This window comes from Pseudoalteromonas sp. NC201 (assembly GCF_002850255.1).
GTDB lineage: Bacteria > Pseudomonadota > Gammaproteobacteria > Enterobacterales > Alteromonadaceae > Pseudoalteromonas.
Genome location: NZ_CP022522.1, coordinates 331893 through 356004, shown reverse-complemented (window position 1 = coordinate 356004; position 24112 = coordinate 331893). Strand labels below are relative to the sequence as shown.

The window sequence follows — 24112 nt, the reverse complement described above, 5'->3', positions numbered from 1 at the left end:
CGCCATGTAAACGCTAAACTCTAAATTATACTACTTGAGTATTTAGAGTAGCTTGGTCTAAAGCAACACCAGCACCCATCGTAGTAGAGATGCTTACTTTCTTCACGAAAGTACCTTTTGCAGTAGAAGGCTTAGCCTTCTTAAGCGCGATGATTAGCGCTTCAAGGTTTTCTTGAAGTTGGTTAGCGTCAAAGTCTACTTTACCGATAGTAGTGTGGATGATACCGTTCTTATCGTTACGGTAACGAACCTGACCAGCTTTAGCGTTCTTAACAGCTTCTGCAACGTTAGGCGTTACAGTACCTGTCTTAGGGTTAGGCATAAGACCACGTGGACCTAGGATTTGACCTAGCTGACCAACAACGCGCATTGCATCTGGAGAAGCAACAACAACGTCAAAGTTCATTTCGCCTTTCTTAACTTGCTCTGCAAGGTCTTCCATACCTACTAAATCAGCACCAGCTTCTTTAGCAGCTTCAGCATTTGCACCTTGAGTGAATACCGCTACGCGTACATCACGACCAGTACCGTGAGGTAGTACAGTTGCACCACGTACGTTTTGGTCAGATTTACGAGCATCAATACCTAGGTTTACAGCAACGTCAACACTTTCAACGAACTTAGCAGTAGCAAGTTCTTTTAGAAGAGCAACAGCTTCGTTGATTTCGTACTCTTTAGTCGCATCCACTTTCTCGCGGATAGTACGCATACGCTTAGTTAATTTAGCCATTCTCAATTACTCCTCTACGTTCAAGCCCATTGCACGTGCAGAACCTGCAATCGTGCGTACAGCTGCGTCCATATCAGCAGCAGTAAGATCTGGACGTTTCGTCTCAACGATCTCTTCAAGTTGAGCACGAGTAACTGTACCAACTTTTTCAGTGTTAGGACGACCAGAACCAGACTTGATACCAGCAGCCTTCTTAAGAAGGTATGCCGCAGGTGGAGTCTTCATTTCAAAAGTGAAAGAACGGTCACTGTAAACAGAAATAACAACAGGAACAGGTGCGCCTTTTTCGATAGACTCTGTACGTGCGTTGAACGCTTTACAGAATTCCATGATGTTTACACCGTGTTGACCTAGTGCAGGACCTACTGGAGGACTAGGGTTAGCCATACCAGCAGCAACTTGTAGCTTGATTAGAGCTTCAACTTTCTTAGCCATGATAATACCTCAATTGTGGGTCTTTGCCTCGTGCGCGCGAGGACGCGTACTCAAACGGCTTCCCAGTTAAAAAATTCAGTCTTTTTGCCGCATATTTTTGCGTACAACAAAAAGGCCGCTGATTATAGATTAATCAGCGGCCTTTGACAACTTTTTCAAGTTAGAATTTATTTGTCTTTCTCAACCTGACCAAACTCTAGATCTACAGGCGTTGAACGACCGAAAATAAGTACCGAAACTTTCAGGCGACTCTTTTCGTAATCCACTTCTTCAACCACACCGTTGAAGTCAGCAAATGGACCATCTGTAACACGAACCACTTCACCCGGCTCAAATAAAGTAGCAGGTTTCGGTGCTTCAGCATTTTCTTGTAGACGGTTAAGAATACGATCCGCTTCTTTTTGACTGATTGGTGCAGGACGGTCTGACGTACCACCAACAAAGCCCATTACACGCGGTGTACTATTCACCAAGTGCCAAGAAGCATCGTCCATTACCATTTGAACTAATACATAGCCAGGGAAGAATTTACGCTCAGATTTACGTTTCTGACCTGCACGCATTTCAACCACTTCTTCAGTCGGCACAAGGATCTCACCGAATAGGTCTTCTAACCCTTCGATTTTAATATGCTCGATAATGGTTTGTGCTACGCGTTTTTCAAAACCCGAAAACGCTTGGATCACGTACCAACGTAATTTCTTTTCTTTGTTCTCATCCGACATGGGATCAGATCTCCAATCCAGTTAAAAAGCCTACTGCACGGAAAAGTATACCATCTAATCCCCATAGGATTAATGCCATAATCACCGTTGCAATGATCACGATGAAAGTAGTGTGAGTCGCTTCCTGACGCGTTGGCCAGATAACTTTACGTACTTCAATACGTGATTCTTTAGCAAAAGCGATAAAGGTACGGCCTTTTTCAGTCGTTACCAAAATGCCCAAAGCCGCAGCGATAGCTGCAACTACGCCAACAGCGCGTACTAAAACAGATAAATCGGCATATAGATAATTACCAACTACGGCACCAGTTAGAAGTGCAATAGCAGCTAGCCACTTTACCGTGTCCATCGAGCTTGACGAGTTTTCAACATTAGTGCTCATAATCAATTTTACCTTAAATACAGACACAACAACCCCGCATAGAACAGGGTAAATCCATTCAATCCAAATTTACAAATAAGCGACTTAAGTGGTTTTGGGTCACGTTATTTTAAATGTGGACTTGTTGCTGAATTGGCAGGGGCGGCAGGACTCGAACCCGCAACCATCGGTTTTGGAGACCGCTGTTCTACCAATTGGAACTACGCCCCTGCAAAGTGGATGCCCATTATACTGACGAAGCAAACGAAAACAAGTGTAAAAGATATGCAAAGTAACATTTAATCTAAACTTGGTTTTACGACGTCTTCAGAAAAGACGCAATAAATCTCCGTGATAAAAATCACAAAGCACCCAAACTTGCTCAAATGGATGACAATCAGGGATCTCCCAAGTGGCTTTTAAGCGCTTAAAATCATCAAGATGATAGATGGGGCTAGCATTTCGAATTAACAACCAAACACGTTGTGAATCATAGTATTTTTTGGCTTTTTGATTGAGCAGCCGCTGTAAGCCGATACTCAGTTGATCGGAGTCAGCGGCTTGACTCATTGCCGCCAGCTCTCTTTGCGTGGAGAGAGACAGCTGACGTCCAAGCACAGCCATCGCTTCTTTCTCACTTGCATAAAAATGGGCTATTTCTATATCAAGCTGTATTTTTCCTTGATAACAACTGACGTCCGGTTTATTGGGCTCATTGTGCCAAATATGGCGCATATGCACTGCAAACTGCTTTTCATAACTGCGTAAAAACAGTTTAGCCGCGTCATGCTCAAGTTTTATTTTTTCTGCTTCACTCGCTCTGTCCATTCACAACCACTGCTACATCACTCAATAAGCTTGAAGCACCGAATCTAAAATTCTTGGCATTGAGCCACTCGGCCCCCATAATTTCTTCAGCCAATCGTAAATATCGCTGTGCTTCAACTACTGACTTTACTCCACCGGCCGCTTTAAATCCAACCGATTTACCGCTGCTTTTGATTGTCTTAAGGATAACTTCAGCCGCTTCAGGTGTAGCATTGACAGCAACCTTTCCTGTACTTGTTTTAACAAAGTCCGCGCCCGCCATAATGGCAAGCTGCGCGGCTTCCGCAATGAGCTTTGGTTTAGCCAATACGCCACTTTCGATGATGACCTTGAGCTTTGCTTTACCTTGACAAGCAAGCTTGCTTGAATGCACATATTGCCAAGGTGTATCTGGGTCACCCGCCATCAGCTGCTGATAAGGAAGCACAAGATCAATTTCGTCGGCACCATCTGCGATTGCTGAATGAGTTTGTGCAACGACCTGCTGGAGCTTTTGTTCTCCAGATGGGAAGTTGGTCACCGTTGCCACTTTTATCTGCGGCCACTCACGCTTTTCCAACTCTTCTTTTACTAACATCACAAACTGCGGATACACACAAATCGCCGCTGGTAGTCCGATATCAGGGTTAATGCTATTCAATAATGCGAGAATACTTGCCGGCGTATCGTCCTCTTTCAAAGAGGTTAAATCCATTAAACTCAGCGACAACCGAGCATCAGATTGTAAAGTCATTACCGTGTTCCTTTTCATTCTATGTAATAAGCCTAGGGCCTGTTCATCTTTCAAGTTTGTTTTTGCAGCAACTTGATTGGTATTTATACAAGGCAGAGCCTGCGTAGCATAGTTGCTCTATGTGAGTTAGGCGATAAAGACTTTGTGCTCCTGCAAAGTCACCTTACCCCACATCCTTGTGGGGCAACACAGAAAAAATGCCAATCAAGCGCTGCCCTTTGGGTTCACCTGAGTGCGCTTTGTTCATTGTTGCTCAACTTTTGCCTAGATTACTAGGCGGCAAATTGAGCGCCGCGACCAAAACCCACTCAGAAGAACAAAAATCAAACAGCAAAGGTCAACAGACCCTAGTTAAATGCATACAGCAGGACCAACAATAGGACAAATGTCCGCATACAATTACCTGTCGGACGCGGTTTTTACTATTGTTCATTAAATGAATATCTCATAACCAAACACTATAATCGTCAAATCACAGCAAAAACTTAAGTTAACCACATGAAACAAAAAGAAAATTACATTTAACTGGTTTTTTTATAACTTTTGGTTATATGGAGTCGGTTTAAATTATTTTTTCCCACATTTGCAACTCTATATGCTGCGCTCTATTACTGATATCAATCAATATTGATATCAACCGTCGTGATGTTTAGCAGAGGTTATCGTGCAATACTTGCCAATTTTTACCAAACTAGAAAATAAACCTGTATTGATTGTAGGTGGTGGTGAAGTTGCGCTGAGAAAGTGCCGCGCCTTTTTGAAAGCCAATGCAGCAGTCACTTTGGTTTCACCTGAGTTTTGCACTGAGCTTTTATCACTAGCAGCGGATGCAAGCGTTGCACTTCGACATAAGCCATTTGATGCATCAGACCTAGATAATGCCATGTTAGTCGTTGCGGCAACGGATATTGAGGCCGTAAATGCAGAGGTAGCAGAGCTTGCTGAAGCCCGTAACCTTTTCGTTAACGTAGTCGACGACCAACCAAAGTGTAATTTTATTTTTCCTTCAATCGTGGATAGAAACCCTATAACGATTGCCATATCCAGTGCTGGAACTGCGCCCGTCCTTGCAAGACGATTACGAGAGAAGTTAGAAACCCTTATTCCACAGCATATAGGTCCGCTGGCAACACTTGTCGGTCAATTCAGACATAAAGTGAAAGCGCACTTTAAACACTTTGCTGACCGCCGTCAGTTTTGGGAATCTGTCTTTGATTCAAATGTGGTAAGTGAAGTACAAGCTGGTAACAATGAAAATGCACAAATTCAACTTGAAGCCATGCTAGAAAGCACTCCCTCCCCTGAAGGCGAAGTTTATGTCGTCGGTGCGGGTCCTGGCGACCCTGAGCTACTGACGCTTAAGGCATTACAACTAATGCAACAAGCCGATGTGGTAGTGTATGATTATCTGGTATCTGACGAAATCATGGATCTTGTACGTCGTGACGCTGATTTAATCTGCGTGGGCAAAAAAGCCGGTAATCATAGTGTTAAACAAGAACACACCAACGAGATTTTGGTTGACTTAGCCAAACAAGGTAAAAAGGTTTGTAGGATAAAAGGCGGCGACCCATTTATTTACGGTCGCGGTGGCGAAGAAGTGCAGGTGTTGGCAGAAAATAACGTTAAATATCAAATTGTTCCAGGCATTACTGCTGCAGCAGGATGTAGCGCATACGCTGGTATTCCATTAACTCATAGAGATCATGCTCAAGCTATTCAATTTGTGACTGGGCATTGCAAGCAAGATGGACAAGAACTCGACTGGGAAGGCTTAGCTAAGGCGAATCAAACGCTTGCCGTATACATGGGAGTGATAAAATCTCCACACATTCAGGCACAATTACTCGCTTATGGCCGCTCGCCGAATACACCTGTAGCAATTGTTGAGAATGGCACGCGTAAATCTCAGCGTGTAGTAAGAACACAATTAGATCAACTTGCACAGACTATTACTGCGCATGATATTCAGTCGCCAGCACTATTGATTATTGGTGAAGTAGCAGCATTACATGAGCAATTAGCTTGGTTTAATAAGAACAATCAAATCAGTAGCTTTGCTCAACCCATTACGCAAGTCGCGTAATAACCGTAACAGATAGTTAAATTTATAAGTAGGACATTAATCATGGCTTTAACCCATCTCCAGCAACTCGAAGCTGAGAGCATAAAGATCATCCGAGAGGTTGCCGCAGAGTTTGAAAACCCAGTAATGCTGTACTCGATTGGTAAAGACTCGTCGGTACTGCTTCATCTTGCTCGTAAGGCTTTCTACCCTGCGAAGATCCCTTTTCCTCTACTCCACGTTGATACCAATTGGAAATTTAGAGAAATGATCGAGTTTCGCGATAGATTAGCAAAAGAGTACGGATTTGAACTGCTTGTGCACAAAAACCCAGAAGGGCTAGAGATGAACATAAGTCCATTTGTTCATGGTTCATCTAAGCATACCGATATCATGAAAACACAAGGCCTTAAGCAAGCGCTAGATCAATATGGTTTTGATGCGGCTTTTGGTGGTGCGCGCCGTGATGAAGAAAAATCTCGCGCAAAAGAACGAGTTTATTCATTTAGAGATAAACACCACCGCTGGGATCCTAAAAACCAACGTCCAGAGTTATGGAATACGTATAATGGTCAAGTGAACCCTGGTGAAAGCATTCGAGTTTTCCCATTATCAAACTGGACAGAGCTCGATATTTGGCAATATATCTACCAAGAAGGTATTGAGATAGTGCCACTTTACCTCTCAAAGCCAAGACCGGTTGTTGAGCGTAACGGGACGTTAATTATGGTCGATGACGACCGCATGCCACTTGCTGAAGGTGAAGTGCCAGAAATGAAATCAGTACGCTTCAGAACGCTTGGCTGTTACCCACTAACGGGTGCAGTTGAATCAGAAGCCGATACGCTCACTGGAATTATCGAAGAAATGTTGTTATCTACGTCGTCAGAACGTGAAGGACGAGTGATTGATCATGATTCATCAGGATCAATGGAGAAGAAAAAGCGCGAGGGGTATTTCTAATGTCAACAGCAAATGAAGTGAAAGAATTAGGCATTGAAACCTACTTAGCGCGTCAGCAAGACAAGAGCTTGTTGCGCATGATGACCTGCGGCAGCGTAGATGATGGTAAATCAACGCTGATCGGCCGTTTGCTACACGATAGCCATCAAATCTATGAAGACCAATTAGCTGCGCTACACAAAGACAATGAAAAAGTCGGCAATGCGGGTGAAGATCTAGATTTAGCGTTACTTGTTGATGGCTTACAGGCAGAGCGTGAGCAAGGCATTACCATTGATGTGGCTTACCGCTATTTCTCAACTGCGAAGCGTAAATTTATTATTGCCGATACACCAGGACACGAGCAATACACACGTAATATGGTTACAGGTGCTTCGACCAGCGATTTGGCCATTATCCTTGTCGATGCCCGTTATGGTGTACAAGTTCAGACTAAACGCCATAGCTTTATCTGTGATTCACTGGGTATCAGACAGTTCGTTGTCGCGATAAACAAGATGGATATTGTTGACTTTGATGAGGCCGTATTTAAGCGCATAAAGGCCGACTACTTGAAGTTTGCTGAGCAACTGAATGTACAAGATATTCGCTTTGTGCCAATGTCAGCACTTAAAGGCGACAATGTTGTAAACCGCTCAGAAAAAACGCCTTATTATCAAGACAAACCATTGCTGGAACTGCTGGAAGATTCTCCAGCAGCAGAGCCTAATCATGGTTTTGAAGCGCGCTTCCCAGTGCAATATGTAGTACGTCCTAACCTAGATTTTCGTGGTTTCCAAGGCACATTAACTTCTGGTAGTTTAAGCGTTGGCCAAGCGGTTAAAGTATTGCCATCAGGTAAGACTTCAACCATTAAAGAACTCGTGACTTTTGATGGCAATCTAACCCAAGTGGAAACCGGACAAGCATTCACTATCACCCTAGCAGATGAAGTCGATGTGAGTCGTGGCGATGTGATTGTGCCTGCAGAGTCGACTGCTCAGGTGACGAATCAGATCACTGCTAAGCTGGTATGGATGCACGAAACACCACTACAATTGGGTAAAAGTTATAACCTTAAATTGGGTAGCAAGAAAACCGCGGCAATCGTGAAAAATATCGAGCATACTATCGATGTGAATACACTTGAGCACGGTCAAGCCGATTCATTGTCATTAAATGAAATTGCTATCGTGACCATCGAGCTGACAGAAAATGTCGTTGCGGATGAGTATTTAAATAATCGTGAAACTGGCTCGTTTATCTTAATTGATCGCCTATCAAACCTAACCATAGGTGCGGGTATGGTGGAAACGGTTGAAGCAGCAACAGCAACGTCCTCAAGTCAGTTTAGTGAATTTGAGATTGAGTTTAATGCATTAGTTCGCAAGCACTTCCCTCATTGGCAAGCGCTTGATATTTCGAAGCTAAAATAATGCAATTTAGCCTGTTAGTCGAGGTATGACGTCATTATGGAACAAGTCATTTTAACAGGCATTATGCTAGCGTTAGTCGTGTGTCTTTTTGCCACACGCATTAACGCTGCATGGCTATTCACAGGCGCAATCGCCACCAGTTATTTGACTGGCCTCATCGATCTTGAATCGATGTTGGTGAATTATGCAAACCCGTCTTTAATCACGCTTGTGCTACTTATTCTAGTTTCTATTGCGATTGAAAAAACAACCTTAGTCAAAAAACTCGCCCACTCAATGGCGCAAGGTAGTCTCGCAAAAGCGGTAATTAAACTGGGTTTATCCACTGCCTTTTTGTCTTCTTTTACCAATAACACTGCGGTGGTTGCTTCGCTGATCACCACCGTTAAAGAAAGCAAAACACATGCGCCTTCTAAGCTGCTATTACCGCTTTCTTATACTGCTATTTTAGGTGGTACGTTAACGCTGATAGGTACTTCTACCAATCTTATTGTTAATGGCTTTGCCGTAGAAGCAGGGATGGCCCCGCTGGGCTTTTTTGACTTTACCTTAGTTGGTCTCGCCGTCCTGAGTGTTGGTTTATTGACCATCACGGTTATGCTCAAATATTTGCCCGACAACGGCAAAAATAATGATGAGGTCGTGCCGTTTTATTTAGAAGGGAAAGTTGAGCCAAGCTCCAAACTAGTTGGTCGCACGGTTGAAGAAAACGGCCTGCGCGACCTCAAAGACTTATTCCTTGCTGAAATCATTCGTGGTGAACGACGGATCTGCGCCGTAACGCCACAACAAGAAATTCTTGCTGGGGATGTTCTGCTATTTGTGGGCGACATCAACTCAGTGCCACTGTTACAGCGTTTCGATGGATTAAAGATAGTCCATGATAAGCACGAGAAAGACGTTGAGCACTTAGTGGAGGTGGTCGTCAGTCAGTCTTCCCGTTTTCTTGGAAAAACCATTAAAGAGATCCGTTTTAGGGAGCAGTTTCATGCCGCTATTATTGCGATCCGTCGTGGTCATGACCGCCTACAAGGTGGGATCGGTCAGGTCGAATTACAAGCGGGCGACTCTTTAATACTAGCACCAAGCAGCGATTTTTATGCACTCCCCAATCTCAAACGCGAATTTGTGTATATCTCGGGCCTAGATTTACAAACACATCTATCTTGCAATAAGTCCAACACGGTACTTGCGAGTTTTGCGACAGTGGTTGGCCTTAGTATCTTTGGGGTTGTGCCGCTGGTAAAAGGGTTGATTGTGTTACTCGCCGCACTTGTGGTGCTCGGCACAATTAAAGTCCCAGAGATGAAACGCCGCTTTCCTATTGAGCTTGTCGCTATTGTTGGCAGTGCGATAGGACTGGCTAAGTTAATGATTGAAACCGGACTAGCGGCGGAGATTTCCTCGAGCTTATTGTGGTTGTTAGGGGATTTTGGTCCTTACGGCGCATTTATCGCCATTTTTGTGATGACTGTGATATTTACCGAGCTCATCACTAACAATGCCGCGGCAGCACTTTCATTCCCAGTAGCCTATGCGCTGGCAAGTGGTTTTGATGTAAATCCACTGCCATTTGTAATGGCGGTAGCCTTTGGCGCATCCGCGAGCTTTATCTCACCTTTTGGCTATCAAACTAACCTCATGGTGTATAGCGCAGGCAACTATCGAATTCGTGATTACGTCACCATGGGACTGCCCTTGTCATTGATTTATTCAGCGACGGTACTGACTGTTATTCCATTTGTCTTTCCATTTTAATAGAGCAAAGTATGGACGAAAATATTGTTTGGCATAACTATGCCGTAGATAAAACAAAACGTAGCGAGTTAAAAGGTCATAAGCCTTGCGTGCTGTGGTTTACAGGCTTTTCTGGCTCAGGTAAAAGCACCGTGGCCAATGCACTTGAGCATGCACTGCAAGCTAAAGGCATACATACCTACCTCCTTGATGGGGATAATGTCAGGCATGGACTGTGTAAAGACTTAGGGTTCAGTGATGAAGACCGCGTCGAAAACATTCGTCGAGTGGGTGAACTCAGCAAACTCATGGTCGATGCGGGACTAATGGTACTCACCGCTTTTATCTCACCTTTTCAAGCTGAACGAGACATGGTGCGTAACTTAGTCGCAAGCGGCGAGTTTATTGAAGTATATCTAGATACGCCGCTTGCAGTTTGCGAGCAACGAGACCCTAAAGGTTTGTATAAAAAAGCGCGTGCTGGAGAAATAAAACATTTTACTGGCATAGATTCGGCGTATGAGCCCCCAATTAGTCCAGAAATATGTTTAAATACTTCCGAGCAGTCGCTGGAAGAATCTGTCCAGCAGCTAATACACTATCTACTGTCAAAAAATTTAATAGGGTAAGTCATGAATCATACGGATCTGCTGGAAGAAGTATTAAATCTGAGTATTCGCGCTGGTGAAGCGATTATGGAGATTTATGCCAAGGACTTTAATGTTGAATATAAAGAAGATGAAAGTCCCGTCACTGAGGCAGATCTCGCTGCACATCAAATTATTGTTGCAGGCCTTAAAACCCTCACTCCCGAAATGCCGATATTAAGCGAAGAAAGCGCAGGAATAGATTGGCAAGAGCGCCAACAATGGCAAGAGTATTGGCTGGTTGACCCCATTGATGGCACCAAGGAATTCATCAAGAAAAATGGCGAATTTACGGTAAATATTGCACTTATTAATAACGGTGAACCCATTCTTGGTGTTGTTCATGCTCCAGCACTTAATGAAAGCTACCTTGCAGAAAAAAGTATTGGCGCGTTCAAGCAAACGGGTGAAGCTCGCATAGAGCTCAAAGTCACCACCAAGCCCAATCAGGGTTTAATCAAAGTAGTTGGCTCGCGCTCACACCCTTCACCAGATTTAGCCGAGTACCTTACCCGCTTCGAGCAAGTCGACATGGTGCCTAAAGGCAGTTCACTTAAGTTATGTTTAGTGGCCGAAAGTAAAGCCGATGTTTACCCTCGCCTTGGCCCAACTTCAGAGTGGGATACCGGGGCCGGACACGCGGTGGCGAGTATCGCTGGGGCAAAAGTCAGCCAAGTGAATGGCGAGCCTCTACGCTATAATCAAAACGCCGAGTATCTTAACCCCTATTTTGTGGTTTCTAGGTTGGAAGACTAAGCTAGAAGGTGGTAATACCGTAAACTAATTCACGTAAAACCAGTCGAATTAACGTTCGACTGGTTTATTTGCGACGCGAGTTAGGAGTTTATCGTATACGCTTTTTAAAACCGCTCTTGGCGTTTCAAGCAAAAATGTCTCTTTTACCAACTGCTCCAGCTGAGCAAAGCTCTCAACTGCAGTTTCAGTAACACTGCCATCACATTCATGCCATTCAAAATAACTCTGATTACGCAGTAAATAACGATGGCAATCTGTAATTCGAGAAACCACTAAGTTATTCACAAACGCCGCTTCAGGATGTTGATGGGAATAAAAGTGTGCCACTTCACAATCGGATTCGAACACTTCAGCAAGGTCGACATGATATAAAGTGAGCGGTGCTTCTCCTTCCTCTAACAAAGTAACTTTAACTGTGTCTGCTGTTTTTTGTACCTGATAAGTCTGCCGACCTTGGATAGTTAAGGCCTGATTGATGTTAATCGGTACACGAGGAGACTTCACTCCAAACCCCACATCAACCAAATACTGCTCGCCGTCCAAATTTAACAATGTCATCCGATGAGAACGAGGATTGGAGAGGTTACCATTTAGCATTACTCTCGCAAGAACCGGCCTTACCGTAAACCCAAGCTGTTGCAACGCTAAAAATGCCACCTTGTTATGCTCAAAGCAGTAGCCTCCTTGTTTGTTGATCACTAAGCGGTTAAATAGTGGTAATGGGTCAAGCAACAGACGCTCACCATACATGGCATTAATACTTGAGAAGGCGTAACGAGAGAGGTGTTTTTGTTGTAACTCGGTGACCAGCTCAATCCCAGCAAAGTGCTGTAACGATAAGCTGCTAAGATATTGATTGATATTCGCTTCTAATTCCATGACTGACTCCTAAAGTTGATGAAGGCAGGTTAAAACCTCAACCCATGTTAAGGTCAATAGGTATTTTTACTTTTTCAACCATTGTTTCTATCACCTCATAAGATGTCACTTTGTTATCCAAACCTCAGGTTAACTAGGCAAATAACTGATGCACTTTTTTGCTCGGCAAAGCGAGGCGTTTAGCTTCTGCCACAACCAGCGGCTTCGACATAAGATAGCCTTGCGTTTGATGGCAATAAAGCCTTGATAACGTATCAAGCTGTGCTGCCGTTTCAATGCCCTCGGCTGTCACTACTAGATTAAAACTGTGCGCAATCGCGCAAATCGCTTCAATGAGTTGCGTCGCCTTACCACCCAGCTCAATGCCGGACATAAAAGCTCTATCTATTTTAATGCCATCCACGGGAAGATGATTGAGCCGGGCAAGGCTGCTATAACCTGTGCCAAAGTCATCAATATAGATGCCAAATCCCGCTTGATGAAGTTGCTCCAGCGGCCCTATAAGCATGTTTTCCTCTGCCATCATGGCGGATTCTGTCAACTCAAGCTTAATTTGTTTCATCGCAACATTTTCATCCTCACAGCGAGACACTAACCAATCGATAAATTCCTGCGACTGGAGTTGCAACGGAGAAACATTAACCGCGACAAAAAGGGTACTGTCTCCTATGGCATTGATAAAATTGAGCGCCTGATCAAATACCCAGCGACCAAGCTCTGAAATCTTCGCACATTGTTCTGCGATGGGAATAAACTCTGCGGGACTTACTTCTCCGAGCATTGGACTATTCCAGCGTAGTAGCGCTTCAAACCCTTTTAAATTCTGCCCTTTTTGACAATAGATGGGCTGCAAATTCAGGCTTAATTCGCGAGACATGACTATTGCCTGTAGCGCTTGCTCAATCTGGATCTTTCGACCCGCTTCGCAAGCGATAGCATTAGTGAATATATGATAAGTGTTCTTACCTCGCTTCTTTGCCTCATACATTGCAATATCGGCATCATGTAGTAGTTTCTCTGCATCGCAATGTAGACACGGAGCGGTAAAGTGACGTACGCCAACGCTACCACTAACACAGTGGCTGTTACCCTGATACAGAAATGGCGCTCGGATCCGCGCAAGAATATCTTCAAGCACCCCCTCAATTGGTTCAAGTAGATGCTCATCGTAAATAAGGACGGCGAATTCATCACCACCAAGCCGGGCAATATCGGCATAGCTACTAAGCAGCATACGCATTCTTGTTGCAAATTCAATAAGCAGCTTATCGCCGGCTTGATGGCCTAAGGTATCGTTTATTAGCTTAAAGCGGTCTAAGTCAATATATAGCAAAGTAAACTTGGCGCGTTTACGCTCACGAAGCTTATCAACCAAAGACACAAAGCTCTGACGATTTAGCAGATCGGTCAAGCTGTCATGTTGCGCTTTATATCGCAATTGCTCTTGGAACAGTTTAGCCTGAGTAATATCCGTCACTCTCCCCTCATACAGGCAACTATCCGGTTGATGCAGCCAATGCCCTGAATGTCTAAGCCAGATATGCTCTCCCGATTCTGCTTTTGCTAACCACTCCATTTCTTGGTGAGCTTGCTTCGTGGCAACAATCTGGTTCCACTGCTCATGACACTCAGAGTCTCGCATAAGCGCACTAAAGTCTGTATTTGGCGAAGGAATACGCCCACCAAAAAGTAACGCATTGAAAGCGGGGTTGGAGTCAATGATATAGCCCTCGCGGTCTAGTACAAATAAACCTTCATGGCTATTAACGAATAAACTCTTATACTTACGCTCTGCAGCGACCTGTTGCTGCAAAGCCCCTAAGCGCTTATTAGATTCGACTTGTAACCTGTGGTTAGACACCTCTAGGCTTTTAGTTCTTTCAACAACTAAATTATTGACAGTTTCATTGCGGTTTTTCAGTTGTCTTAGCTGGATCCACACCAATAAAATACAGGCGGCCAAAATACCTAAAAAGAGTATAATCAGTACGCTATGGTTATTTAACCAACTTGGATGTAAACACGCCTCATCATACAACTGCATGGTAATGGGCAAACCATAAAAATTAATGGTGTGTACCGCACTTGGCGTTAAATTCTGAAGGTCGAAACGTGTCTGCCAATCGGAGCTATAAATAATTTCTTTTTTTGAAGAGACCAATAAGTGTTGCTTACGCTGCTGATATAATTGGCCAAATAGTGAATCCAATAAAAAAGGTAACTCAAAACTTAATCCCAGTAGCGTTTTAAACTCTCCAAAACGCGGTTGCTCTATCAATACACTGAGTTTTTGCCTATTTGGCCGGACATAGGTCGTTAAGTCATTCTCATCCCGCTCTGCAAAAATATCTCTCTCAAGTACCTCCGCCTGCCCGACTGTCTGGCCAACTTCAGACACAGGTGCGGCACGGGTAACCACCAGCCATTGGTTAGCCTGATCATCTACATTGCCTCTAATTTTAAAGTCAAAATACCCTCTTTCTCGCTGCACTTTCTCTAATGTAGAGAATTGCTCAGGTGAAACCACTGCGTATGTTTCCATACTCAACCCTAAGTTCGCCGTGGTGAGCTGTGATTGCGCTATCTCATAAAAATCTGCATCTTGATGGGTGTTGAGGTAGGCATCTATCGAATACAGTAGGTGGGCAACGTGTTGCAACTTACTATCCAGTAAGTATTCTAATCGTGTCAACTCCTGCGCACTTTTGCTTTCTGATTGGTTCTGGTAGTAAATATTCGCTATCAAGCCAACATATATCAAACAAGCAAACAACAATATGAACCCCAACACAGGAAATCTTTGCTTAAAAACCTGTTGAGCACTATAGAGAATGGCATTTGTAAAAACGCGTCGTTTAAGTCTGGACATCTTCATCGAACATTGTATGCTACACCTATTCGATAATAATTCTTATTTGCAATGAATAAAAGTAAACTTTTTCTTTTTTTACTCTTTTGGGTACATTTTGATCAAGCGGTTGCGAAGCAACCCCACACCTCGCAAGTAAACGTCTATTCATTTAGAAAATATGAATTAATTCAACCTGTCCTCCAGGCATTTGAAAAAGAGACTGGGATCACCGTAAACCTCGTAAATGGTAAATCAGCACAACTGCTTGAGCGTCTCAAAAGCGATGGCGCGGACTCAAAGGCCGATGTGTTGCTCACCTCCGATCTAATTCAGCTGCATGATTACAAAGCACTACTGCGTCCTATCGACAAGATCACAAATTGGCAAGCAGTAAACCCTGAACTCAAGGATGATGATAAGCGTTGGCTCAGTGTTTCGATAAGGACACGCGCATTATTCCGTAAAAAAGGTGTTTCTACACCCTTGCCCGAGCACTTTTCGGATTTAGATAAATCGCTTTACAAGGGTAAATTTTGCATTCGCCAGTGGTCTCATAGTTATAACTTGACGTTAGCATCGAGCCTCTACGCTTCTTCAAATAGCAATGACTCCTCATGGCTCAACCACGCTAATACGCTATTAGCAAAGCGTCCTGCTGGAGGAGATAGAGATCAACTGCGAGCGCTTGCACAAGGCCAATGTGAATTTGCGCTGGCGAATCACTATTACTGGAGCATGATGCAGCACTCCGAGAATAAGCGCGATAAGGCACTTGCCGAACAGCTAGAGATCCACTTTCTGAAGATGCACTCGGGAAAAACGCCTATTTCTACCACCACGGTTGCGATAGCAAAGCATTCACCCAATGCACACAATGCCGAGCTATTTATTGATTTCTTGCTGAAACCGAGTACTCAATCCATGTATGCTAATTTGCTTCATGAATATCCTGTGATTCAGAGCTCGCAAACGGCTCCTACTCCATTTGTCCCCGCCACGAAACAGGTGAAGCTCGGCCTGCAGCAAGTGTCACGAGCCCAACGAGTTATTAACTCACTCAGCAAAGATCACTTGTAAGTCACAGTTAAATACAGGCACAGGCCCATCGAAAAGCTGCTGGCGGGTAAATGTTTTTGCAGGCTTGGGTCCCTGTAATGTCTGCACTGTATGTTCACGCTCGGCATACACTTGCTGGTAGGGGTGCTGCTCGGATTTCTCATGCCACGTGAGCGTAAGAGAATTACTTTTATAGATCCAACGCCCCCGATACTCAGTGCCAACCTGCTGCCAATGACCATTGGGTTTCAGCTGCAATTGGATAGAATCATCTTTACATTGGTGGGCAAACAATAGATCTGGCAATGCTTGAGCAGCTCTGTTTTGCACCAGATACAACCCCGCGTTATTCGGTGTATAACGGTGCCCTTCCATATTAAATTCTGAAATTGTCAGCGTATCAAAACCAATCTCTTTCACTACATATTCAATATCCCTAAGCCAATTGTCGCCTGAAGTCATCGGTGGAATATTTAATTGTGCACTCTCATATTGTAGCGGTACGGGAAGCTCGGTAAAACGATAATGAATATCTCGCTTTTCCAATGCTTGAACTAAGTTAGCTCTAGTACCTTCATCGAGGCCGGATTCAAAGATATGTAAAGTTTGGGTGCTACAGCCACTCAACAATAAAGTAGCAATTGCGAAAATACGTTGCATTGTCATCCTTGGTGTTACGCCTCGGTTTGAAATGCACCTTCCTAGGGAAGTATGCTTCAACCTCAGTCTTATTAATGCTTCAAATTAACACCTAGACAACCAATTTTCAACAGAAGATTTAGGGTAAAGAATATCTTTAAACAGTCGATGCTGTTGATGACGTAAGTGCAGTTCCTGACTTGGCAGCCCTGCTTGCACCTGACTATGATGCTCATTAAATCGGGAGATGACAGAAAGCTTATCCTTGGCTTGTGTGAGAGACTCATTGACATAGTGACGTACATCATCCGCGGTCATTAGATCTGTCTTATCTACATTCATAAGCTCTTTTCTTAATGCTGTGCGAATACCCATCGTTGCCTCCATAAAATACTGATAAAAACAAATCGCGTGGACGGCGTGCAAGATACACACCAAATGCTTCAGTAATGTTAAAGACCCCGGATTTAACGAAAAAGTTTCGTCATTCACCGCAGTAATTTTATATACTGTCGTATAAGGCAATAAGACACTGGCTGTGTTAGGTAAATACGGCATGTTGAGGTTATGAAAATGCAAGATGGGTTTATTGAAATTGAGCTCGAAGAAGAGCCGATAGAATTGTGTAACCTTTTGAAAGTACTCGACTTAGCAGAAACTGGCGGACATGCTAAGTTATTGATCACTGAAGGTTATGTAGCAGTCAACGATGAAATATGTACGCAAAAACGTAAAAAGATTTATTCAGGCGATATTCTGCATTTTGATGGTGATGAATTTCATTTAACCTTAGCACCTGATGCAACGCCGCAACCGCGTGCAGTTGCCACTCCACGCGCCGAAACGGCACCAACGCCGAGTAAGAAAAAACGACAAAAGTCAGGAAAATCTTACACACAAGTGGACAAAAATACAGGCCGAAAACCCATTTCCTTTGGCTAGCAATCTCACACGTTGACGTATTTAATTACAAAAACGCTCACCTTTTTAGTGCACCGATGCTTCGCGAAAGTGCACTTCCCCCTTGAAAAAGTGTCCAATCAACACTAGGACTATAGCAGTACAAAAAAACGGCAAGTCTGCAACTGGTACATTCTATGCACCTTGTTATGCATTTTTAGAACAAAACCAATTCATTTAATTGGATGCTCTACTCCCCTCTTATATGGAGCAAATCTTAAGTGCAGTTGGTATAAGGAAAGGGTCAAGCATGAATAATTCATATAACACCCTGACTCAGCTTACCGTCGGCGAGCGTCAGGTCCATATTCACTCACTTCCAGCTTTAAGCGATAGGGCAAGAAGATTACCGTTTTCGCTTAAAATTTTATTAGAAAATTTACTGCGTCATGAAGATGGCAAGAACGTGACTGCTCAAGACATCGATGCCTTACTCAACTGGAAGCCGGAAGATAAACCCAGTAAAGAAGTTGCATTTACGCCCGCGCGTGTCGTGATGCAAGATTTTACAGGCGTACCAGCCATCGTGGATCTTGCAGCAATGCGTGACGCTATGGCAAAACTCGGTGGCGATCCAAATAAAATCAATCCCTTATCACCCGCTGAAATGGTCATAGACCACTCTGTACAAGTAGACGAATATGGCCACGATGGCGCCTTTGATCTTAATGCAAAGTTAGAGTACCAACGCAACAAAGAGCGCTATGAATTTTTGCGCTGGGGGCAAGGCGCGTTTGACAATCTAAAAGTGGTGCCACCCGCAACCGGGATCGTGCACCAAGTTAACCTAGAGTATTTAGCACGTGTCGTATTCGAAAAAGAAATCGATGGTATGCCATTCACCTACCCTGATACATTAGTGGGAACTGACTCTCATACCACAATGATCAACGGTCTTGGCATTTTAGGTTGGGGCGTAGGCGGCATTGAGGCCGAAGCCGCCATGCTTGGTCAGCCAATTTCGCTGCTCATTCCTCAGGTCGTTGGTTTTAAACTGGAAGGACAGTTGCCTGAAGGCACAACCGCAACTGATTTGGTACTCACCGTGACACAAATGCTACGTGAACACGGCGTAGTGGGTAAGTTTGTCGAATTCTTTGGTGATGGCTTAGCAGACTTACCACTTGCCGATCGTGCCACCATCGCCAACATGGCACCTGAATATGGGGCAACCTGCGGTATTTTCCCCATTGATAACGAAACCTTGGAGTATCTACGACTAACCAATCGTGATGAAGAAAAAATTGCATTAATCGAAGGTTATGCCAAACATCAAGGCATGTGGCGAGAACCAGGAGATGAACCACTTTACACCGACGTACTGACACTAGACTTAGCGACAGTGGTTCCAAGCCTTGCAGGTCCAAAGCGCCCACAAGATAGAATTCCTCTCAATGACGCAGGCAAAACAATTCAAGCCCATTTAGGTGAATTCCAACATGAGCGCAGTGAAAAAAATGCCGTGTCAGATCAAGATGAAGCTCGCACTGTTGGTGAAGGCGGGACTTCTCGAGTTGATCAAGATGAGCCCGCGACGCTTGGCGTCGGTAAGGTTACATTTAAAGATCAAGAGTTTGAATTAGTCGATGGCGCCTGCGTAATTGCCGCCATCACAAGTTGCACAAACACCTCTAACCCAAGTGTTATTCTTGCCGCAGGCCTTGTTGCACAAAAAGCAAAGACACTTGGCTTAAAGCCTAAGCCTTGGGTAAAAACCTCATTGGCTCCTGGCTCAAAAGTAGTTACCGATTACCTAAAACAAGCCGAGCTATTGGAACCTCTTGCTGAACTAGGTTTTGATTTAGTGGGCTATGGTTGTACGACTTGTATCGGCAACTCAGGTCCCTTACCGAAAGAAATTAACGAAGCCATCGTTAAACATCAGCTGGTTGTCAGTTCCATCTTATCAGGAAACCGCAACTTTGAGGGGCGGATCCACCAAGATGTAAAAATGAACTTTCTCGCCTCGCCGCCACTTGTTGTTGCCTATGCACTTGCAGGCCGCACTGATATCGATGTCTACAATGAGCCATTGTGCCAAACCGATGATGGCCAAGATGTGTTCTTAAAAGACATTTGGCCATCGGTCTCAGAAGTCAGTGAACTTGTGTCTCAGACAGTCACACAAGCCATGTTTGAGAAGAACTATGCAGACGTTTACCAAGGCGACCAACATTGGCAACAAATCGCGGTAAATCAGAGTGAGCGCTATGATTGGCAAGATAGCTCTACTTATATTCAAAAAGCCCCTTTCTTTGATGATATGAGTAAAGAACCACCTGGGATCCCAAGTATCAAAGGCGCACGCTGTCTCGCTAAACTGGGTGACTCAGTAACGACTGACCATATTTCTCCAGCAGGTAATATCAAGGCCTCGGCCCCAGCTGGGGAGTATTTACAAGCGCAAGGAGTGAAACAAGCTGATTTTAACTCTTACGGTTCGCGTCGTGGTAACCACGAAGTTATGATGCGAGGTACATTTGCAAACGTGCGCTTACGCAATCAATTGGCTCCAGGTACCGAAGGTGGTATTACTCGCCTATTGCCTGAGGGCGAACTTATGAGTATTTTCGATGCTGCGGAGCATTATCAGCAGCGTAATACGCCACTCGTTGTGCTCGCGGGCAGTGAGTACGGCACGGGTTCATCACGAGACTGGGCTGCTAAAGGGTCTTTACTACTTGGGATTAAAGCCGTACTTGCTAAAAGCTACGAGCGTATTCACCGTTCTAACCTCATTGGTATGGGGGTATTACCGCTACAATTTAAACCAGATGATGGCCACGAAGAACTGGGACTAACTGGCGAAGAAGAGTTTGAAATTGAAGGGATATACGACACATCAACCGAAGTGGTAGTCACGGCAACAAATGCGGATGGCAAAGAAATCAAGTTTTCGGCGGATATCCGGATCGATACCCCTAAAGAGTGGGAGTACTACCAACATGGCGGGATTTTACAGTACGTCTTAAGACAAATGCTATAGGCCTCATTTGGCAATACTTTAATGGAAAAGACGGCACCGGCCGTCTTTTTTAAAACCTTTGAGTGTAAATCAGCGTAATTGTATTGATGCCACCATCATCAAGCGCACTGCCAATTCCAAACTTCAGCGCCGATTGTGAACTAAACCAATAATCAGTCTGTAACTCCACTACGGATTGATCAAAATCATCTTCACGTAATCGAGCTGATGCAGAGATCTGCCAATTCTTAGCCAAATAATAGCCAGCATGGATCTGCCAAAAGTCGATGTCGGCTGCGACTTTTTGCATTTTTACATCCCATCCAACGCCATTATCAATCTCTGTATAACGAAAAAATGGCGCTATTGCCGTTTCTGTATCTCGTTCATCCACTCCGTAGTTATCAAATTCTGAGCGCTCACCAATGAGCGTAACACCAAGCTGCATATTCTCACTAACAAAACGTCCCACTTGTACCAGCGCTATCGTATCTCGCGTCGCAGTAAAAAGTGCAGAGTCATCTCTAAATTGAGTTACATCAACGGCAACTCGCCAGTCTCGTCCAATAAAGAACTCAGCATCAGCTTGATAAAGATGCCAATCATCATTTTTAAAACCACCTACAGAGAAGTTATTACTCTTTTGCAGATACCCCTGTAAACCATAGGGTGTACCATCATTCTCTAACTCAGTAAGGTAGTGTCGATACTGAACACCTAAGAATCCATCCTCAATCTCTAAAAACTCTCCGAAACCAACACTTACTTCGTGAGAGTTGGCCATACTGAAACCTGAATAAAATAACAGTCCTATCAGTGATAATGCTTTCATACTTTCCCCTTTATGTTAATGAAACGATTGTAACTACGAAAAAAAATCGCCATAGTAAAAAAATGTAAGCATATGTATTCAAAAGAGAGACAAGTATGGCAATCTGGTTTAAACCCGTAAGTGTAGAGTTATGCAAAAAGCTGGAAGATGGCATGACAGGTAAAGGTACGCTTATGAAAACGTTAGGGATAGAAATCAGCGAGGTGGGTGACGACTACTTAGTTGCTACTATGCCTGCGATTCCTGAACATCATAACCCCATGGGTATGGTCCATGGCGGCGCAAACGTTGCTTTAGCGGAAACCGTTGCAAGTTACGCAGCAAACTTTGTTGTAGATACCGAACAATTCTACTGTGTAGGGCAAGAGATCAATGCTAATCACTTAAAAGCATCGAGAACAGGCATGCTCACAGCTATAGCTAAGCCAGTGCACCTAGGAAAACGTTCATCTGTATGGGAGATCCGCATCACTAACAGTCGCAATGAACTATGCTGCATTTCCAGAATGACCGCCGCAGTAGTATCACGCTAAAACTTGATCTATCACAACTACAAAAAACCAAATCCACCTCATTATTATTGCAACACACAAAATAGTGAGGTGGTACTGTGTCAACTCAAAAGCTTTGGCCTCTGCATATGCTCATCGTAGCGGGATTGATTTTAATTTTCACGGGCCACACCATGTTAACGACCGACTGGCTGAATGATCTTGGTCCGAGCGGTTTTATAATTGGTGCGAGCTGTGTCGCGCTCGGTCTCATTTGTTCTTTACCGACTAAAATATATCTGACCATTTTGCTAATGCGTCGAGAGCACCGAGATTAGCGTATACCAGCTTGATATTGGGTTGGTTTTACTGCACCCTGAGCGTCTACGTTTATGAAGGTACTCAGTTTGTGGAAAAGGTCGACACCCTAATTATTGGCGCTGGCGTTGTAGGTTTAGCAATAGCGGCAAAGCTCAGCCATAGCCGCAGCGTTATTGTTATAGATAAAGAATCTCGCGTTGGTGAGCATACGAGTAGCCGAAATAGTGAAGTGATCCACGCAGGCATTTACTACCCCCATGGTAGTTTAAAACACCAGCTATGCGTTAGAGGGAAAGCGCTTCTTTATACACACTGTGAGCAGCTAAACATTCCCTTTCAGCGACTCGGTAAATTCATTGTTGCGACAAACGCAGAGGAAGCGAAAAGCCTAGAACAAATTAAGACGCGTGCCCATGCTAACTCTGTCACGGATATTGACTTTGCTTCATCCAAGACCATCGAGCAACAGCTCAACTATTTGAAAATACATAGCGCACTATTCTCTCCCTCCACCGGTATTTTAGACAGCCACCAATTTATACTGTCACTCATCGCTGAGATTGAAAGTAATGGGGGGATTGTCGCAATGCAAAGTGAGTTTATTCACGCGCAGCAATTAGGCAGTGATTTTATTGTTGCGATGCGCTGCGATGGCGAGCAGTTCGAAATGGGCTGTGACCAGCTGATAAACAGCGCGGGGCTGAATGCCCCCGATGTGCTCAATAAAATTACCGGCGATAGCGACAAAGCCATCGCCTATTATTGTCGTGGCCGTTACTATCGCTATCATGGTAAGCACCCATTTCAACAGCTCATCTACCCTCTCCCTAACACGCATGGATTAGGCGTACACGCGACAGTAGATTTAGCTGGGCAACTCAAGTTTGGCCCTGATACCGAATATATTGAAAATATTGATTACCAGTTTGATGACTCCCAAAAAGCGCGCTTTGTCGCCGCAATAAAGCGGTACTGGCCAAGTCTGGATGAGAGTAGGCTTACAGCGGATTACACTGGGATAAGACCCAAACTAAGCAAAGAAAAGCAAAGTGACTTTGTAATTCAGTTCGAGGCAACACATGGAATATCAGGCTTTGTTAACTTAATGGCGATTGAGTCACCGGGATTGACCGCAAGTCTCGCCATTGCAGAATATATTGAACAACGACTTTAGCGCTGGTTTTCCTCCAGCGCCTTTTCAAGCTGTTTCGTTCTATCGTCCATCAGCTGTTGGATGTTTTTCGCATCTTCCATCACCTGTTTTACCGCTTTTGGATTTAATGCAGTTGGTAATGCCGAAGCGGTTTCTTTACTTACAGCTTGCGCTGGTTGTTTATTCAGAATACTTGTGTCTTCAGCTGCTATCACGGTAATTTTGCGCTCATCTAAACGATAGTACTGCGACTCGCCGTTTGGATTGGGTTTATCAGAGTAATGCCATTGTCCTTTACCGTCCTGCCAACGATACACTTGTACCCCAGATGTAGGTTGCTGAGTGTCGTCACTCACAAACTCCTTCGTGTGTGTTTTCACTTTATCGAACGCTTTCACACCTTGATCCGTTAATTCTGTTACCTGCTGCTCAACTTTGTTGGTCAACGAATTTACATTTAACCATGGCTTTCCATCAGGGCGCTTCAATACAAACAAACTGGCTAACGCCACCAGCATTATCATAATCATTAAGTAACTTGCGGCTTTCATCTTCATACTCTGACTTTCC

The 24112-nt window shown here is 44.1% G+C and carries 24 protein-coding genes and 1 tRNA gene; 12 read left to right on the top strand and 13 right to left on the bottom strand.

Annotated elements, in window-relative coordinates:
• Nucleotides 1-25: 25 nt before the first annotated feature.
• The 7 genes from rplA to deoC all read right to left on the bottom strand — a co-directional run bounded on the left by rplA (nt 26) and on the right by deoC (nt 3812).
• A complete protein-coding gene (gene rplA / locus PNC201_RS01535; RefSeq protein WP_010376228.1) occupies nt 26-730 on the bottom strand; it encodes a 50S ribosomal protein L1 in 705 nt (234 codons plus the stop codon).
• A gap of 6 nt (nt 731-736) precedes the next feature.
• Nucleotides 737-1165 carry a 50S ribosomal protein L11 gene (rplK, locus tag PNC201_RS01530; RefSeq protein ID WP_010376229.1) on the bottom strand — a complete coding sequence of 143 codons (429 nt, stop codon included), beginning with the start codon at nt 1163-1165 and terminating at the stop codon, nt 737-739.
• A gap of 167 nt (nt 1166-1332) precedes the next feature.
• Entirely contained in the window at nt 1333-1890 is a 558-nt protein-coding gene (gene nusG, locus PNC201_RS01525; RefSeq protein ID WP_010376230.1) for a transcription termination/antitermination protein NusG, read from the bottom strand.
• A gap of 4 nt (nt 1891-1894) precedes the next feature.
• On the bottom strand, nt 1895-2272 hold the full coding sequence (gene secE / locus PNC201_RS01520) for a preprotein translocase subunit SecE (RefSeq protein ID WP_010376231.1): 378 nt from the start codon (nt 2270-2272) through the stop codon (nt 1895-1897).
• 133 nt (nt 2273-2405) lie between these two features.
• A tRNA-Trp gene (locus PNC201_RS01515) sits at nt 2406-2482 on the bottom strand.
• 96 nt (nt 2483-2578) lie between these two features.
• A complete protein-coding gene (locus tag PNC201_RS01510; protein ID WP_102055952.1) occupies nt 2579-3079 on the bottom strand; it encodes a hypothetical protein in 501 nt (166 codons plus the stop codon).
• A complete protein-coding gene (deoC, locus tag PNC201_RS01505) occupies nt 3063-3812 on the bottom strand; it encodes a deoxyribose-phosphate aldolase (protein ID WP_102055951.1) in 750 nt (249 codons plus the stop codon). Before deoC ends, PNC201_RS01510 begins: the two co-directional genes overlap by 17 nt.
• Nucleotides 3813-4476: 664 nt before the next feature.
• Here deoC and cysG point away from each other — a divergent pair.
• From cysG to cysQ, 6 genes are read left to right on the top strand one after another with little or no spacing between them, the layout of a single operon-like run.
• Nucleotides 4477-5898, top strand: coding sequence for a siroheme synthase CysG (cysG, locus tag PNC201_RS01490; RefSeq protein WP_102055947.1), 1422 nt, complete (start codon nt 4477-4479; stop codon nt 5896-5898).
• A 42-nt stretch (nt 5899-5940) separates the two neighbouring features.
• Nucleotides 5941-6840: a sulfate adenylyltransferase subunit CysD gene (gene cysD / locus PNC201_RS01485; RefSeq protein ID WP_010376235.1), complete on the top strand. Its 900-nt coding sequence runs from the start codon at nt 5941-5943 to the stop codon at nt 6838-6840.
• Nucleotides 6840-8255 (top strand): sulfate adenylyltransferase subunit CysN, encoded by a 1416-nt coding sequence (gene cysN, locus PNC201_RS01480; RefSeq protein ID WP_102055946.1) that lies wholly within the window; start codon nt 6840-6842, stop codon nt 8253-8255. The genes cysD and cysN overlap by 1 nt, the downstream gene beginning before the upstream one ends.
• A gap of 33 nt (nt 8256-8288) precedes the next feature.
• Nucleotides 8289-10013, top strand: a complete 1725-nt coding sequence (locus tag PNC201_RS01475; RefSeq protein ID WP_199539692.1) for an SLC13 family permease — start codon at nt 8289-8291, stop codon at nt 10011-10013.
• A gap of 11 nt (nt 10014-10024) precedes the next feature.
• Nucleotides 10025-10621, top strand: a complete 597-nt coding sequence (gene cysC / locus PNC201_RS01470) for an adenylyl-sulfate kinase (RefSeq protein ID WP_010607813.1) — start codon at nt 10025-10027, stop codon at nt 10619-10621.
• 3 nt (nt 10622-10624) lie between these two features.
• Entirely contained in the window at nt 10625-11395 is a 771-nt protein-coding gene (gene cysQ, locus PNC201_RS01465) for a 3'(2'),5'-bisphosphate nucleotidase CysQ (protein ID WP_102055942.1), read from the top strand.
• Nucleotides 11396-11443: 48 nt separating this feature from the next.
• Here cysQ and PNC201_RS01460 read toward each other — a convergent pair whose 3' ends face one another.
• The gene (locus PNC201_RS01460; RefSeq protein ID WP_102055941.1) at nt 11444-12274 is read right to left on the bottom strand and encodes an arylamine N-acetyltransferase family protein; all 831 of its coding nucleotides are present in this window, start codon (nt 12272-12274) and stop codon (nt 11444-11446) included.
• Nucleotides 12275-12407: 133 nt separating this feature from the next.
• The gene (locus PNC201_RS01455; RefSeq protein ID WP_233525199.1) at nt 12408-14966 is read right to left on the bottom strand and encodes a putative bifunctional diguanylate cyclase/phosphodiesterase; all 2559 of its coding nucleotides are present in this window, start codon (nt 14964-14966) and stop codon (nt 12408-12410) included.
• Between the two features lie 228 nt (nt 14967-15194).
• Between PNC201_RS01455 and PNC201_RS01450 the strand changes: the two genes are divergently transcribed.
• Nucleotides 15195-16202: an extracellular solute-binding protein gene (locus PNC201_RS01450; RefSeq protein WP_102055939.1), complete on the top strand. Its 1008-nt coding sequence runs from the start codon at nt 15195-15197 to the stop codon at nt 16200-16202.
• Here PNC201_RS01450 and PNC201_RS01445 read toward each other — a convergent pair.
• On the bottom strand, nt 16179-16841 hold the full coding sequence (locus PNC201_RS01445; RefSeq protein ID WP_010607807.1) for a hypothetical protein: 663 nt from the start codon (nt 16839-16841) through the stop codon (nt 16179-16181). The two genes, PNC201_RS01450 and PNC201_RS01445, sit on opposite strands and share 24 nt — an antisense overlap.
• An 84-nt stretch (nt 16842-16925) precedes the next feature.
• Nucleotides 16926-17195, bottom strand: a complete 270-nt coding sequence (locus tag PNC201_RS01440; RefSeq protein WP_010607806.1) for a hypothetical protein — start codon at nt 17193-17195, stop codon at nt 16926-16928.
• Nucleotides 17196-17393: 198 nt separating this feature from the next.
• Between PNC201_RS01440 and PNC201_RS01435 the strand changes: the two genes are divergently transcribed.
• Together PNC201_RS01435 and acnA are read left to right on the top strand one after the other, a co-directional pair.
• Nucleotides 17394-17762, top strand: a complete 369-nt coding sequence (locus PNC201_RS01435; RefSeq protein ID WP_045962213.1) for an RNA-binding S4 domain-containing protein — start codon at nt 17394-17396, stop codon at nt 17760-17762.
• Nucleotides 17763-18030: 268 nt separating this feature from the next.
• Nucleotides 18031-20766, top strand: a complete 2736-nt coding sequence (acnA, locus tag PNC201_RS01430) for an aconitate hydratase AcnA (protein WP_102055938.1) — start codon at nt 18031-18033, stop codon at nt 20764-20766.
• Nucleotides 20767-20815: 49 nt separating this feature from the next.
• Here the strand turns inward: acnA and PNC201_RS01425 are convergent, their stop codons facing one another.
• Entirely contained in the window at nt 20816-21577 is a 762-nt protein-coding gene (locus PNC201_RS01425) for a hypothetical protein (RefSeq protein ID WP_010607803.1), read from the bottom strand.
• A gap of 95 nt (nt 21578-21672) precedes the next feature.
• Here PNC201_RS01425 and PNC201_RS01420 point away from each other — a divergent pair, with 95 nt between their 5' ends.
• The 3 genes from PNC201_RS01420 (at nt 21673) to PNC201_RS01410 (ending at nt 23563) form a co-directional block, all read left to right on the top strand.
• Entirely contained in the window at nt 21673-22110 is a 438-nt protein-coding gene (locus PNC201_RS01420) for a hotdog fold thioesterase (protein ID WP_010607802.1), read from the top strand.
• Nucleotides 22111-22187: 77 nt separating this feature from the next.
• A complete protein-coding gene (locus tag PNC201_RS23435) occupies nt 22188-22406 on the top strand; it encodes a hypothetical protein (protein ID WP_102055937.1) in 219 nt (72 codons plus the stop codon).
• 71 nt (nt 22407-22477) lie between these two features.
• Nucleotides 22478-23563, top strand: a complete 1086-nt coding sequence (locus PNC201_RS01410; RefSeq protein WP_102055936.1) for an NAD(P)/FAD-dependent oxidoreductase — start codon at nt 22478-22480, stop codon at nt 23561-23563.
• On the opposite strand, the gene PNC201_RS01405 is transcribed toward PNC201_RS01410, so the two are convergent.
• On the bottom strand, nt 23560-24099 hold the full coding sequence (locus tag PNC201_RS01405) for a DUF4124 domain-containing protein (RefSeq protein ID WP_102055934.1): 540 nt from the start codon (nt 24097-24099) through the stop codon (nt 23560-23562). The genes PNC201_RS01410 and PNC201_RS01405 overlap by 4 nt on opposite strands.
• Nucleotides 24100-24112 lie beyond the last annotated feature (13 nt).